Source organism: Streptomyces akebiae (assembly GCF_019599145.1).
In the GTDB taxonomy this organism is placed as follows: Bacteria; Actinomycetota; Actinomycetes; order Streptomycetales; family Streptomycetaceae; genus Streptomyces; species Streptomyces akebiae.
On record NZ_CP080647.1, the window covers coordinates 9892930 to 9906530 of the forward strand.

Consider the following 13601-nt stretch of genomic DNA (forward strand, 5'->3'; position numbering starts at 1 on the left):
AGTCGCCGATCCACGTGGATGCCGAGGTGTGCCTCGTGAAGGTGTCCGGCGATCACCTCGGTGGTGCCGGACGCCTTCACGGCGGGGAGCAACGGCTTGGTCGTCGCCGTCACCCTGGCCCAGGGGATGGCTGATCGGGCTGCATGAGGCGCTCTCGGCGTCGCGTCCGTCTCCGGTTCACAGCGGGTGGCGTGGGTGGGGGCGTACGGTCGCGCGGGCGGAGGTCCGGGCGCCGGCCGGGTGGAGCATCTGTCCGGCGGCAAGTTCGCGGTAGACGGGGCTGCTGGTGAGTAGTTCCTCGTGACGTCCTTGGGCGGCGGTGCGTCCGTTGTCCAGTACAACGATCTGGTCGGCGTGCTGGACCGTGGAGAGCCGGTGTGCGATGACCAGGAGGGCGCATTCCCGGGCGACGTCCTTCATCACTGCGGTGAGCGCGGTCTCATTGATGGTGTCGAGGTGTGACGTGGGCTCGTCGAGCAGGAGGATCGAGGGGCGGGCGAGCAGGGCGCGGGCCAGGGCCACGCGCTGGCGCTCTCCTGCCGACAGGGTGCCGCCGCGCTCGCCGAGCATTCCCGACAAGCCGCCCGGCAGCCGCCGCACGACCCCTTCCAGCCGGGCGAGCTCGACGACGCGCCGCACCTCGGCCTCGGCGGCGTCGGGTGTGGCGTAGGTGATGTTGTCCCAGAGGGTGCCGTGGACGACGTGGGCGCTCTGGTCGACGACGGCGATGCGTCCGCGGCATGCGGTGCGGCTCAGTGCGGTGGCGGGCCGCCCGTCGAACAGCAGGGTCCCGGAGTCCGGTTCGTAGAATCTGGCCACGAGGGCGAAGATCGTGCTCTTTCCCGCACCCGACAGGCCGACCAGCGCCGTCTGCTGCCGGTAGGGGACAGTGAACGAGACGCCGCGCAGCACCGGCCGGTCCGGGTCGTAGCCGAAGCTGAGATTCCGCAGGGCGAGAGCGGGCTCCTGGGACGAGACGGTCCGCCCGACCGCCTCGCGCGTGCGTGCCCGGACGGCCGGCTCCTCCTGGGAGGGCTCCGCCGGCAGGGACAGCGCCTGCTCGATGCGCTGGTAGGCCCCCATTCCACGCTGGATCAGGCCGACCGCCCGGAAGACCGAGGACAGCGGAAGGACCAGGTAGGAGGCGTACAGCAGAAAGGCGACCAGGTCGCCGAGGGAGTTGGCGTGGCCGTTGACCCGCAGGCCGCCGATGACCAGGACGATCAGAAAGGAGCCCTGTACCGCGAGTTCGACCGCGGGGCTCATCACCGAGGCGAGTTTCGCGGTCCGCACGCCGGCGCTGTACGCCGCCTCGACGCGTTCTCCGATGCGGGCCGCCTCACGGTCCTCCGCTCGGTGAACCCGGACCATCGGCAGGGCGCCGAGGGCGCGTTCCAGGTCGGCGGCGATCGCGCCGACGGAGGTCTGCATGCGTTCGGAGGCAGCGCGGATGCCCTTGAGGAGCGAGGCGACGATCACGGCGGCGGCAGCCACGGTCGCCGCGACCAGGAGCAGCAGCAGCGGGTCGATCCACACCATGAGGACGATCGCTCCCGCGGCGACGAGGGCACCCGTCACCAGATCGACCAGTGCCTGGGAGACGACTTCTCTGAGCAGGGTGGTGTCGGAGGTGACCCGGGAGATCAGGTCGCCGCCGCGGTGCCGGTCGTACTCCTTCATCTCCAGCCGGAGAAGCCGTGCCACCAGACTGTGTCGAAGTCCTCGTACGACGCCCTCGCCCATGCGCTCCAGGACGAAACGGCCCACCGCGCCGGTTGCCGCTTCGGTGACGAACAGGACGGCCAGGAGCAGCAGCAAGGGCCACAACACCTGTCCCCGTCCGCTCGCGTCCACGACCTGTCTGGCGACGAGCGGCTGAGCGAGCCCCAGAGCGGAGCCGACCAGTGTGAGCACGGTGGCGACGAGGACCGAAGCCCGGTGCCTGGCGGTCAGCCGGTACATGGTGGCGACCGCGGCCCGGGTGGAGCGGTCCCCCTCCACCGCCGGCTGCGCCTGATCCACGAGGGTGTCGGTCATCGGCCCGATCGGCTCCCGGGAGCGACCGTGATGAGCCGGGTGAAGTAGTCGTCGGGCACACCCTCGTCCACAAGGTGGCCGTCTGCCTCGATCCAGGCGTGCGCCGTGAAGGGAGGCACCACGCGCACCCCGGTGCACCAGGTCGGCCAGCTCCCTCCCAGACGGCACAGCAGCGCGGCTCCCAGAGACCGGGGCAGGCAGCCTTTCGGCCCGGCGCAGCGCAGGCTCACCGCGCACATGGCGTCCCGTGCGTTCTTCGCCTGTGTGGCGGTGGCCGGTGCGGCTCCGCGACAGGCGAGGTGGAGCACGGCGCGAATCCGGCGGGGCGGCAGGAGCGAGAGCACGAGGGCGAGGGGCATGACGAGACGGGCGGCCAGGCGCCGGGTGAAGGGCACACCGGTGGGCCGTTCCAGGGCGCAGGGCGGCTCCATCGACCAGGCCGAGCTGTTCCAGCCGGGAGTCCTCCCACAGCGCCAGCAGATCGGCGCGGTGCTCGCGCAGTCCGTTGGACGCGTCCATGGAAGCGGCGGCCTTGTTGGTGCGCCTCAGACACACATCGGGCACGATCCCGCTCATGGCGGCGGTCAGAAGCGGTTTGTACTGCCAGGGCGTGACGCGCTCGCTCGGGCGCACGGCGAGGCATGCCTCGATGACACGGTCGTCGAGGAACGGCGAGGCCATCGGCAGGCCGGCCCGGGCGGCCATCCGGTCCCACTGGCGGATGATGCGGGTGCAGGAAAGGATCTGTTCGAGGTCGGTGTGCAGGCCGCGGTCCGGGTGCAGAGGTACGGCGGTCACGGCGGCCTCGCGCAACGCCCGTCGCGCCATCCGTTCGGCGTCGGGGGTGACCCAGTCGAAGAGGCGAGGGGGCATGCCCCAGCCGAGGCTGGTGCTGACGGTGGCGCGTAGCGGTTCTCGCAGGCGGCCGCCGGAGTCGGCCAACCACTTCCCGTACGGCCGAGCGTCGGCGAGTGCGCGTGCCGTGCCGCCAAGTGGCCACTGCCACAGGGCCCGGAAGCCGCGCAGCCGGCGCAGCGCGAACAGCGGGCGGGTGCGGAGCAGTCGGTGGTAGTACGCCTCGGAGCACCAGGCCACGTGGTCGCCGCCGATGCCGGTCAGGTGCAACCGACTACCCCGCTCGGCCAAGGGGGGCAGGTGGTGCAGGACCCTTGATCGGTCCATGACCCCGATGGTCGGTTCGTCCAGCAGGTCGTCGATGCCGAGCAGGTCGGTGTAGACCAGCGGTGAAGCGTCGGCGTCCCAGACCACATGGTCGATGTCCGGCATCGACCGGGCGGCCTGTTCGGCCCAGTGCAGATCGGTGTCGGCGGGGTCGCGCCCCGGCCAGGTGCTGGCCACCACCCGGGCCGGCGACCGGTCCGCCAGGAAACAGATGGAGGTGGAATCCAGGCCGCCGGACAGGTCGCAGCTGACCACGCCACCCTGCCGGGTACGGGCGTCGACCGCCGCGGCCAGGGCCTCGCGGACGAGAGGGGCGCCGTCGGCGAGCGTCCGTACCGGTTCCGGCGGTGTCCACCAGCGCGAGTGGCGTACGGTCCGGCCGTCCGGCGAGACGATCAGCGCGTCCTGCGGGGACACGGCGGTGACGCCGCGCCACATGGGCGCCTGGGCGAGGGGATGGGGGACCGGCCACAGCAGCCGGACGGCCAGTTGCTCCTCGTCCGGGTCGGTGCCGAGCGCGTCGGCGAGTACGTCGGCGCGGCTGGCAGCCACCTGTGTCCCGTCGACGAGGGCACAGAAAACCAGCCGGAGCCCGGAGGCGGTGCCCTGCACCCTGAGCCGCCCGTCGAGCGCGGCGACGAGATGGAAACTACCGGGGAGAGAACGGGCCAGTGCGTCGAGTTCGGCGAGATCACGTAACCGCCCGGCCCGGCGCTCGAGCTCTGCGGCGTCGATCGGACAGCAGCCGATGACGGCGAGGGCCGTGCGGCCGGCGCGCGCGGTGACGATCTCCTGGTCGTGCCACTGCCCCACCAGCCAGGGCCGGCCCGAAGCGTGCTGCAGGATTCGCGTTCCGGGGCGGGCGAAGGAGCGGGCCACGGCGGCCGCGTCCTCCCGGTCGGTGAAGACCGTGAAGTGCGCGTCGCCGGGGCCCGTCCCCGCACTCTCGTGCAGTTCAGTCATGACGTCGGTTCAGGAACCGTCGCTCGTCAGTTCTTGCTCAGGATGAGACGGTCGTTGCCGGAGCTCTGCAAGAGCCCGGTCTTCTTCCGGAACGTCCCGAGGCGGAGCAGCGTCGGCGCTTCGTAGGCCTTCTTCATGACTTCTCCTCACATGCGGTGGCACGACCGCCCCTGGTCGGCTGGGAACCGGAGGCCGGTTCACTGCCGACCTGCTATGTGCACAGGTGAATGCCGCAGCAAGACCGCGAGAGAAAATGGGATCGTATGCCAAGTTCTCGGGTGGCCAGAGATCCGCACTGCGGCTCACGCGGTTCTCGAAAATGAAACGTGAGGCGATCATGATGCGCGAAAGGAAGGAATAACGTTTCTACCTGCGCGTCGAGAAGCGCACTGTGGGTGTGACGAAGGGGGTGGCCGACGGGGAGCCGGACGGAGCCGCCGGGGCGCACTTCGCCCTTGCCGCAGTGCATGCCCGCTTCGCGTGCCTGAATGACTGGGTGGCACCCACGATCTCCATTGCCTCGCAGACGGTCCGAGGCCAGGGACAGGCATGAGCGTCACGAGGGGCGGGCACCTCGCCGTCCTAGTGTCGGAGCAGCCCTCGTACGTACGCCGCCTGGCCGACGTGCTGGAGATCGTCGGCCAGGACACTGACCAGGCGTACGCCGAGGGTGACGGCCGGGGTCCACCGCTCGTCCACGACGCGGTCCAGGTCGTCGGGGCCGAGCCCGCGCACATACTCCAGTGTCCGCGTGTGCACGGCGTCGAAGTAACCCGTCAGCAGGTCACCCGAGTCGACCCGCACCGCGGCGACCTGCGCCGCACCGTGCCCGTAGCCCGTGTCCCGGGACGGCAGCGCGAGTCCGAAGCGCTGCTCCCAGCCCTGGCACAGCCAGACCTGGTCGAGTCCGGCGGCGTCGGCCACATGGTCGTCCTGGATGCGGGTGAGGTGCCAGACCAGCCAGGCGACGGAGTTGGCGTCGGGCGCGGGGCGGGAGTGGAGCTCCGCCGGGGACAGCCCGTCCACGGCGGCGTGCACCTCCTCCTTGATCCGGCCGTACGCGTCGATGAGAACGTCCTTCACATCCATACGTCCACCATCGAGCATCGGGGCCGTGCCCGCACCGTCCCCGCCCCGCGGCGCCGGCCCCGTGAGCCACCCCTAGTGGAGCTTGTTGACGGCCGTGGTCGTCGTCTTCTTGAAGGCCTTGACCGGCGCGTCCTTGAAGCCGCCCATCTGCCCCCAGTCCACGACGGTGACGGTCCGGCCGTCCCGGCCCACCGACAGGAGCCGAATGTCCATGGCCCCCCAGGACGTGACCGTGGCCACGCCGTGGACGCGGGCGCCCTCCTCGACGGGCAGTGCCCCGAGGTCCCGGTACTCGGCTTCGATGTCCGGGTCGGAGGAGTCGCTCACACAGTCCCGGAAGTCCTTGTTCAGCCGCGTGGCGAGCGCCTTGGCCTTGCTGTCGCTGCCGGTGACGACGACCAGCTGCCTGGCACTGGTCTCCAGGTCCGTACGGAACGAGCGGTGGTTGATGTCGTACGCGAGGAGTGCGTCGCCCAGGCAGTACTGGAGCTCTTCGGGGACGCCGTCCTCGATCCCGCCCGCCGTCCAGGAGGACGAGGGGTGCGGCGGGAGCTCGGAGGCCGACAGGTACTTCGGCGCGCCGCTCGCCTTCGCGGCGGCGGCCGGGACGGCGCCGGCGGCGAGTGCGGAGCCTGCGGTGAGGCCCGCCACGACCAGTGCGGTGAGCGTGCGGGCTCGAATGTGCTTGGGCATGAGTGTCCCCCGTGAACGAGTACTGAACGAGTACGTGGATGAGTGGAGTGCTGCCGCTCCGCCGCTGACGCCGGATGGTCCGTCCGGCCCTGGTCGGTGCGACACCGAGAGCATCGGCCGTCACCGGGCGTGAGGGCAACGGCCGACGCCCGATCCGTGGCCCTGGAACCATCCCAGTCCTTCTGACGTGCATCTCTATGGAGTGCCTGGGATGCCGTCCCGGGACGGGGAGGACGTGGAGAACAGTGTCGGCAGCACCGGACGACGTGCGGGAGTTCGCGGCGGCGCTCACGCGTCTCAAGGAACGCACGGACCGCAGTTACGGGCAGCTGGCCCGTCGCCTCGACATGAACACCTCGACCCTGCACCGCTATTGCGCGGGCGACACCGTCCCGCTCGACTTCGCGCCCGTCGAGCGCTTCGCCGCGCTCTGCGGAGCGACCGGCGCGGAGCGGCTCGAACTGCACCGGCTGTGGCTGCCGGCCGTGGCGGCACGGCAGCGGGCACGTACGGGTGGGGGAGGGACGAGTGGCTCTCCGTCACCGGGGCCGACCGGGCAGACAGAGCCGACCGAGCGGACAGAGCGGACAGAGCCGACCGCGGTCGAGCCCGCCGAGCCGTCCGGCGGGGCTGCCGCTGAGCCGGTGGAGCCGGTCGAGCCGGTCGCTGGGCCGGCGTCGGCGCAGGCGCCCTCGACCCGCCGCCCCTGGCACCGTCGCCGACGCACCCTCGTCGGCGCGGCCGTCGCCGCCGTGCTCATCGCCACCGCGGGCAGCCTCGCCGCGCTGCCGTCAGGCGGTCCTCCGGCCGACGGCGGCGCCCAGGGCGGTGAGCCGAGACCGTCCCGTACGACCTCGGCGGCCCAGCGTCCGTCGACCGCCCCCACGAGCCCGTCCCCCGCACCGGGCGCCGGCGGCACGAAGAGCCCTTCGGGCACACCCTCGCCCTCGCCCACCGAGCCGGAAAGCAGTCCCACGAAGGACGACGACACCGCCGAGCGGCGGCCCCCGGCCACCGGGGCGCCCCTCACCTGGACGGCGAACTCCCAGCTCTGGGCCCTCGGCTGCGGTCACGACTACGTCGTCGCCAAGCCGCCGAAGGAGGTGCCCCCGCCGCCGGCGCCGCAGGACGCGGGTGTCTGGGCCGCGACGCAGCGGGGGGTGCACGGCCGGAACACGATCGTGGAGGTCACGGTGCAGGGGCGGAAGTCCACGGCCGTCGTCCTGACCGCGCTGCGGGTCCGTGTCGTCGGACGCGCGGCGCCCGCCGAGGGCAACGCCTACGCGATGGACCAGGGCTGCGGAGGACGGGTCACCCCCCGGTACTTCGACGTGGACCTGGACAAGGACCGGCCGATCGCCCGCCCGGTCGACGGCGCCGACCTGGACGTACGGATACCGGCCGTGCGCCTGCCGTACCGGGTGTCGGCCGACGACCCGGAGGTGCTGATGATCTCCGCCGAGACCGAGACCTGTGACTGCAGCTGGTACCTGGAACTGGAGTGGTCCTCCGAGGGCCGTACCGGGACGGTCCGGATCGACGACGACGGCCGCCCGTTCCGCACGACCGGGATCAAGGGCCTGCCGCGCTACGAGTACGACACCATGAACCGCCGGTGGGCGCCCGTCACGGGCTGACCTCAGCACACTCCACCGGCGGGTCCAGGAGCTCCATCAGGGCGCGCGCCGCCGGGCTCATGGCCTGCGGGGGCGGGAGCAGGGCGACCGTCTCGTACACGGTCTCGCCGGTGTCCTTGACGGCGAGCGCGACGAGCGAGTCACGCTTGTGCCGGAAGTGGCGCGGGACGACGGCGACACAGAGGTTCTCCTCGACGAGTTCCAGCAGGCTGTGCACGTCGTTGACCTCCAGGGCGACCGTCCGGCGGACGCCGGCGGCGGCGAACACCGCGTCGGTGGTCCGGCGCGGGCCCCAGTCCGGGTGGAAGTCGACGAAGACCTCGCCGCCCAGCTCCTCCGGGGTCACCGCGGCGCCGGTGGCGGCGAGGTGATGGCTGGGATGGCACAGGACGGTCATCGGCTCGCTGGACAGCGGTACGACGCGCAGCTGGTCGGTGTCCTCCTGCTCCGCCCGCACGGCGAACGCCAGATCGAGGCGGCCGCCCGCGACCTCCTCGGCCAGCGCGCCCGAGCCCGCCTGTCGCAGACAGATCTCCACATCCGGATGGCGGCGCCGGAACGAGGCCAGCAGCCCCGCCACGTGCAGCCCCGCCACACACTGCTCGGACCCCACCGCCAGCATGCCCCGCAGTACTCCCTGCACGGCAGCCACCGCCTCCCGCGCCGACCGCACCTGCGCGAGGATCCGCTCCGCCTCGGTCAGCAGCGCCCGCCCGGCGGGTGTGAGCATCACCCGGCGGGTCGTCCGCACGAACAGCGGTGTCTGCAGCTCGCGCTCCAGGGCCCGGACGGAGGCGGACAGGCCCGACTGGGAGACCAGCAGCCGTTCGGCGGCCCGGGTGAAGTGCTCCTCCTCGGCGACCGCGACGAAGTGCTGGAGATGACGGAGTTCCATGACTGAGAAGCGTAGGCGCTGAATCCCATCGGATTCTTCTGTTGGACCAATGCCCCCAGGTCGCGAAAGAGTGGACACCGGTTCTCAGGGACCCCGTCCCCCCGTGCCAACCTCTCTGGAGTCGCGTTGTACACCGCACACCCCGACCGCTACGCGGACATGCCCTACCGGCGCACCGGACGCAGCGGCCTGAAACTTCCCGCGCTCTCGCTCGGCCTGTGGCACAACTTCGGCCCCGACCGTTCCGTCGAGACGCAGCGCGCGATCCTGCGCCGCGCCTTCGACCTGGGTGTCACCCACTTCGACCTGGCCAACAACTACGGCCCGCCGCCCGGCGCCGCCGAGTCCGCGCTCGGCGAGGCGCTCAAGGACGACTTCGCCCCGTACCGCGACGAGCTCGTCATCTCCACCAAGGCCGGCTATCTGATGTGGCCCGGCCCGTACGGCGAGTGGGGCTCCCGCAAGTACGTGCTCTCCTCGCTCGACCAGAGCCTGCAGCGCATGGGCCTCGACTACGTCGACATCTTCTACTCGCACCGTCCCGACCCGGAGACTCCGCTGGAGGAGACGATGGGCGCGCTGCACTCGGCGGTCCAGCAGGGCAAGGCGCTGTACGTCGGTGTCTCCAACTACTCGGCCGAGCAGACCCGCGAGGCCGCCCGCATCCTGGGCGAGCTGGGCACTCCGCTCCTCGTCCACCAGCCCCGTTACTCGATGCTCGACCGGCGCCCCGAGAGCGAGGGCCTGCTCGACGCCCTCGACGAGCTGCAGGTCGGCTCCATCGTCTTCTCCCCGCTGGAGCAGGGGCTGCTGAGCTCCCGCTACCTCGACGGCATCCCGGAGGGCTCCCGCGCGGCGAGCGACAGCCCCTTCCTGCGGTCGGACGCCGTCACCGAGGACCTGGTGGGCAGGCTGCGCGCGCTGGACGAGGTCGCCAAGTCCCGCGGCCAGACGCTGGCCCAGCTCGCCCTGGCCTGGACGCTGCGGGGTGGCCGGGTCACCTCCGCCCTCGTCGGCGCGAGCAGCGCCCGACAGATCGAGGACAGCGTGGGCGCCATCGCCCATCTCGACTTCGAGGCGGACGAGCTGGCCCGCATCGACGCCATCATCGAGGGCAAGGGCTAGCCCTCGGTATCGAGGGCACGGGGCTGGTACGTGCGGCCCGCACCGGCCAGGCCCGCACCGGCCAGGCCCGCACCGGCCAGGCCCGCACCGGCCAGGCCCGCACCGGCCAGGCCCGCACCGGCCAGGCCAGGCCAGGCCAGGCCAGGCCAGGACCGGACCGGGCCCGGATCGGCTCCGGGCAAGAAGGGCCCCGGCCCAGCCCTAGCCCTCGATCCGCTCCTCCAGGCGGACGGTCACCGACTGGCCCGCCTCCTTCCCGATCGCCTTGCGCACATCGGCCTTGACCGGCAGCTTGTGGGTGCCGTCGCCCAGGGCCATGAAGGAGCTGCGGAAAGGGTGGCCGTCGATCGTGCCGCGGACCTTGACCAGGCCGCGGGTGCCGAAGAAGTCGGTGGACCCGGGCCACACGAGATAGGTCCAGCCGCCCTTGGCGGGGCTCTTCCGCAGCTCCGCGGTGAACTGCTCGTCGAGCGTGCTCACGATGTCTCCTCCGCTCCCGGTGGTGCGCTACGAACAGGAGACCGCGGGGAGCGCGGAAACTCATCGCGAGCGGTGGGCCGGGCGAGGAGGGGCGCGGCCGGCGGCAGTCGTCGAGCCGGTCGCCGGAGATCAGATCTCGGACGCGGTCGAGGTACCCCGCCGTGCGGCCACGAGCCCGGACGGTCGCGCCCTCGTCGTCGCGCAGGAGGACGTCGCGGCCCAGGAACCACCGTGTCTCCTCGCCGACGGGGTGGGCCGGGAACGGCAGCCGGACGGCGTCCGACTCCAGATGGCGGTCCCGGACCGCGGGCTTGATCGTTGAACGCTCCGTCGGGGACATGCGTAGAAGATGTGGACCGGCCCCAGGGCCGTCACCCGCACGCACTCCTCCTTCTGGAGAAGGCCCGGTCGCAGGGCCCTGCGCAGCGTTTCAGCCAATCGCGCTCTCGCATATGCCAGGAGACTGGCTGAATTGGCATGGTGACAGAGCGTCAGGAGTGGCGATACTCAACTGGCAGGGCGATTGAGTCATGAACGAACGCGCACCCATGCGCGCTCTTCACGTCACCGTGCGTGACGGTCTTGTCGCCGGATGCGCACGACCAGCAAGTCTGCGAGGCGAGAGCAAGTCCGCGCGGCGAGTGGGGCCGGGCGGGTTCGGCGGTGCGAACGGGGGAGCGAAGCGTGCACGACGAATTCCTGTGCCATGTCACCGCGTACGGCTGGTGCGGCGGTCAGCGCGTCGGCGTGCCCCTCGGTACCTATCGCGCCCCCACCCTGGCGCTGGCGCTGTGGTGGATGCGCGACCGCGCGTTATGGATCGCCGAACGCCTCGACCCGCGACCCGAGAACCCGAACTTCCCCCCGAACGCGGTCGTTCCGGTCGCCGACACCGTACCGGACGTGCCGAGCCAGCTGCGCGCCTGGTCCGCCGACGACGCGCAACAGGATCTGGTCGCCGAGGAGTTGGCCGCCGGGAATCTCGTCCGGATCGCCACCAACGACGACACCACGGAGTACGAACTGCTCGCGGAGTCCGTCGACGCCGTACGCATGCAGCGCATCGCCCAGAGGATCGCCGCCCCCGCCGCCTGACCCCCGGTCCACCCGCCTCCTGGGGCGACGCCGAAGCGGTCGGGCGCGCATATCGGGACCGATCGGTAGAATTTTCGGTATGGCAGAGCGGTCGATCGCGCCGACTGCGCCCGCACTCGTGCTGGAGACCGAGTCGGGCTCCACCGTGCTGGCCCCGTCCCACGCCTACCACGTGGGACGCGACCCGCTCAGCGACGTCGTCCTCGACGACGACCGGGTCTCGTGGCACCACGCGGTGCTCCGGGCCCAGGCCGGCCACTGGACCATCGAGGACGAGAACAGCACCAACGGCACGTACGCCGACGGTCACCGCGTCCACGAGTGGGACGTCGGCCCCGGCACGGTCATCCACTTCGGGAGCCTCCCCGACGGCCCCCGCGCGGTGCTCACCGGCCTCGCCCCCGAGCAACTCTCCCGTATCCACCGCCCCGCCTCCACCGGCACCTTCCGGCAGCCCACCAGCGTCCACCCGCTGCCCGAGCGGACCGTCCGCATCGGCCGGGCCGCGGACAACGACCTGGTCATCGACGACCTCGTCGTCTCCCGCCGGCACGCCGAGCTCCGGGCGAGTCCGGAGGGCACGTACGAGATCGTCGACCTCGGCAGCCACAACGGCACCTACCTCAACGGCGCCCCCGTCGACCGGGCACCGGTCACTCCCGGTGACATCGTCGGCATCGGTCACTCCGCGTTCTGCCTGGTCGGCGACGAACTCCAGGAGTACGTCGACACCGGAGAGGTCTCCCTCGACGTCCAGGAACTCACCGTCGCCGTCGACCGCGGCCGGAAGACGCTTCTGGACGGTGTGTCGTTTCCGGTCGGCGAGAAATGCCTCCTCGCCGTCGTCGGCCCGAGCGGCGCGGGCAAGTCCACCCTGCTGAACGCCCTCACCGGGCAGCGCCCCGCCGACAGCGGCACCGTCCTCTACGACGGCCGCGACCTCTACCGCGACTACGCCGAACTGCGCCAGCGCATCGGCCTGGTCCCGCAGGACGACATCCTGCACGCCCAGCTGACCGTGCGCAGAGCCCTGTCCTACGCCGCCGAACTCCGCTTCCCGCAGGACACCGCGAAGGCCGAGCGGCAGGCCCGCGTCGACGAGGTGATCCGCGAACTGGGCCTCGAACAGCGCGCCGGCCAGCCCATCCACAGCCTCTCCGGCGGCCAGCGCAAACGGGTCAGCGTGGCCCTGGAACTCCTGACCAAACCCTCCCTGCTCTTCCTGGACGAACCGACCTCCGGGCTCGACCCCGGCATGGACCGCTCCGTGATGCACATGCTGCGCGGCCTCGCCGACGACGGACGCACGGTCATCGTCGTCACCCACAGCGTTCTCAGTCTCGACGTCTGCGACCGTCTCCTCGTCCTCGCGCCCGGCGGCAAGGTCGCCTACTACGGGCCGCCCGAGGACACCCTCGCCTTCTTCGGCTTCGAGCAGTGGCCGGAGGCGTTCGAGGCCTTCGAACGGGACGGGGAGCGGGACTGGGCGGGGGAGTACCGCGACTCGCCCCAACGGCACCAGTACGTCACCGCCGCCATGGGCCGGCCCTACCAGGCCGCCCCGGAGCCGGTCACCGTGGCGCCGCCGCCCAAGCCGCAGAGCTGGGGCGCCCAACTCGGCACACTGGTCCGCCGGTACGCGGCCGCGCTCGGCGCCGACCGCACCTTCCTCGCCATCATGATCGCGCTGCCGTTCGTGATGGGCGCGATGGCCAGGGCGCTGGCGGGCAGCACCCTGGACCGCGAGACGGCCATGAACGCGCTGCTCATCCTGTGTGTGGGCGGTGTGCTGACAGGTGCGGCGAACGCCGTGCGCGAACTGGTCAAGGAACGCGTCATCTACCGACGCGAACGGGCTGTGGGCCTGTCGAGATCCGCGTATCTGATGTCCAAGGTCGTCGTCCTCGGCACGGTCACCGTCCTCCAGGCGATCGTCCTCACCCTGGTCGCCCTGCTCGGCGTAGACCTCAACGCCCCCGGTGGTGAAGGCGTGTTGATGCCGCCCCTGGTCGAGATCACGGTCGCCGTGGCACTGCTCGCGTTCACCGCGATGATGCTGGGCCTGGTCGTCTCCGCGCTGGTCCGCAAGGAGGAGGTCACCATGCCGCTGCTGGTGCTCCTCGCGATCGTCCAGGTCGTGTTCTGCGGCGCCCTGCTGGATGTGCGGGGCACGATCGTCCTCGAACAGCTGGCCTGGCTGGTGCCGTCGCGGTGGGCGTTCGCCGCGATGGCCGGCACGATCGACCTGGAACGGATCGTCCCCGACACCTCGGACCCGCTGTTCGCGCACTCGGCGGGCGTGTGGCTGCTCGACCTGGGGATGCTCGTCGTCCTCTCGCTGCTCTGCGGCTGGGCCGTCGCCCGGCTGCTGCGCCGCCGTGAGCCCGCCGTGATGCGGAAGTAGC

Annotated in this window: 13 protein-coding genes and 1 pseudogene; 5 read left to right on the forward strand and 9 right to left on the reverse strand. The window is 71.5% G+C overall.

What is annotated here, in order from left to right:
- Positions 1–177: 177 nt before the first annotated feature.
- The 6 genes and pseudogenes from K1J60_RS42885 to K1J60_RS42910 form a co-directional block, all read right to left on the reverse strand.
- A complete protein-coding gene (locus K1J60_RS42885; RefSeq protein ID WP_220651966.1) occupies positions 178–2037 on the reverse strand; it encodes an ABC transporter ATP-binding protein in 1860 nt (619 codons plus the stop codon).
- Positions 2034–2468, reverse strand: a complete 435-nt coding sequence (locus K1J60_RS42890; RefSeq protein WP_220651967.1) for a lasso peptide biosynthesis B2 protein — start codon at positions 2466–2468, stop codon at positions 2034–2036. The genes K1J60_RS42885 and K1J60_RS42890 overlap by 4 nt, the downstream gene beginning before the upstream one ends.
- Positions 2410–4182: pseudogene (locus K1J60_RS42895) on the reverse strand (lasso peptide isopeptide bond-forming cyclase); the annotation flags it as partial. The pseudogene K1J60_RS42895 and the gene K1J60_RS42890, both read right to left, overlap by 59 nt.
- A gap of 26 nt (positions 4183–4208) precedes the next feature.
- Positions 4209–4319 carry a keywimysin-related RiPP gene (locus K1J60_RS42900; RefSeq protein WP_125193975.1) on the reverse strand — a complete coding sequence of 37 codons (111 nt, stop codon included), beginning with the start codon at positions 4317–4319 and terminating at the stop codon, positions 4209–4211.
- A 445-nt stretch (positions 4320–4764) separates the two neighbouring features.
- Entirely contained in the window at positions 4765–5271 is a 507-nt protein-coding gene (locus tag K1J60_RS42905; RefSeq protein ID WP_220650944.1) for a mycothiol transferase, read from the reverse strand.
- Between the two features lie 72 nt (positions 5272–5343).
- Positions 5344–5964 carry a hypothetical protein gene (locus K1J60_RS42910; RefSeq protein WP_220650945.1) on the reverse strand — a complete coding sequence of 207 codons (621 nt, stop codon included), beginning with the start codon at positions 5962–5964 and terminating at the stop codon, positions 5344–5346.
- Between the two features lie 245 nt (positions 5965–6209).
- Here K1J60_RS42910 and K1J60_RS42915 point away from each other — a divergent pair, with 245 nt between their 5' ends.
- Entirely contained in the window at positions 6210–7601 is a 1392-nt protein-coding gene (locus tag K1J60_RS42915) for a helix-turn-helix domain-containing protein (protein WP_259408175.1), read from the forward strand.
- Here the strand turns inward: K1J60_RS42915 and K1J60_RS42920 are convergent.
- Positions 7591–8496, reverse strand: coding sequence for a LysR family transcriptional regulator (locus K1J60_RS42920; protein WP_220650947.1), 906 nt, complete (start codon positions 8494–8496; stop codon positions 7591–7593). The genes K1J60_RS42915 and K1J60_RS42920 overlap by 11 nt on opposite strands.
- Before the next feature lie 126 nt (positions 8497–8622).
- Between K1J60_RS42920 and mgrA the strand changes: the two genes are divergently transcribed.
- Positions 8623–9621 (forward strand): L-glyceraldehyde 3-phosphate reductase, encoded by a 999-nt coding sequence (mgrA, locus tag K1J60_RS42925; RefSeq protein ID WP_220650948.1) that lies wholly within the window; start codon positions 8623–8625, stop codon positions 9619–9621.
- On the opposite strand, the gene K1J60_RS42930 is transcribed toward mgrA, so the two are convergent.
- Positions 9618–9803, reverse strand: a complete 186-nt coding sequence (locus tag K1J60_RS42930) for a hypothetical protein (protein ID WP_220650949.1) — start codon at positions 9801–9803, stop codon at positions 9618–9620. The two genes, mgrA and K1J60_RS42930, sit on opposite strands and share 4 nt — an antisense overlap.
- A 19-nt stretch (positions 9804–9822) precedes the next feature.
- The gene (locus tag K1J60_RS42935; protein ID WP_220650950.1) at positions 9823–10101 is read right to left on the reverse strand and encodes a DUF1905 domain-containing protein; all 279 of its coding nucleotides are present in this window, start codon (positions 10099–10101) and stop codon (positions 9823–9825) included.
- A gap of 1 nt (position 10102) precedes the next feature.
- On the opposite strand from K1J60_RS42935, the gene K1J60_RS42940 reads away from it, so the two are divergent.
- From K1J60_RS42940 to K1J60_RS42950, 3 genes are all read left to right on the forward strand, one after another.
- On the forward strand, positions 10103–10423 hold the full coding sequence (locus K1J60_RS42940) for a hypothetical protein (protein ID WP_220650951.1): 321 nt from the start codon (positions 10103–10105) through the stop codon (positions 10421–10423).
- 362 nt (positions 10424–10785) lie between these two features.
- The gene (locus K1J60_RS42945; RefSeq protein WP_220650952.1) at positions 10786–11196 is read left to right on the forward strand and encodes a hypothetical protein; all 411 of its coding nucleotides are present in this window, start codon (positions 10786–10788) and stop codon (positions 11194–11196) included.
- A gap of 79 nt (positions 11197–11275) precedes the next feature.
- The gene (locus tag K1J60_RS42950) at positions 11276–13600 is read left to right on the forward strand and encodes an FHA domain-containing protein (RefSeq protein WP_220650953.1); all 2325 of its coding nucleotides are present in this window, start codon (positions 11276–11278) and stop codon (positions 13598–13600) included.
- The last annotated feature ends 1 nt before the right edge of the window (position 13601 follow it).

What these genes read in the sequence shown, in the direction of transcription:
- K1J60_RS42905 (WP_220650944.1), bottom strand. Translation starts at nt 5,271, where the DNA reads ATGGATGTGAAGGACGTTCTCATCGACGCGTACGGCCGGATCAAGGAG.
- K1J60_RS42920 (WP_220650947.1), bottom strand. Translation starts at nt 8,496, where the DNA reads ATGGAACTCCGTCATCTCCAGCACTTCGTCGCGGTCGCCGAGGAGGAG.
- K1J60_RS42940 (WP_220650951.1), top strand. Translation starts at nt 10,103, where the DNA reads ATGTCTCCTCCGCTCCCGGTGGTGCGCTACGAACAGGAGACCGCGGGG.
- K1J60_RS42950 (WP_220650953.1), top strand. Translation starts at nt 11,276, where the DNA reads ATGGCAGAGCGGTCGATCGCGCCGACTGCGCCCGCACTCGTGCTGGAG.
- K1J60_RS42890 (WP_220651967.1), bottom strand. Translation starts at nt 2,468, where the DNA reads ATGGAGCCGCCCTGCGCCCTGGAACGGCCCACCGGTGTGCCCTTCACC.
- K1J60_RS42885 (WP_220651966.1), bottom strand. Translation starts at nt 2,037, where the DNA reads ATGACCGACACCCTCGTGGATCAGGCGCAGCCGGCGGTGGAGGGGGAC.
- K1J60_RS42900 (WP_125193975.1), bottom strand. Translation starts at nt 4,319, where the DNA reads ATGAAGAAGGCCTACGAAGCGCCGACGCTGCTCCGCCTCGGGACGTTC.
- K1J60_RS42910 (WP_220650945.1), bottom strand. Translation starts at nt 5,964, where the DNA reads ATGCCCAAGCACATTCGAGCCCGCACGCTCACCGCACTGGTCGTGGCG.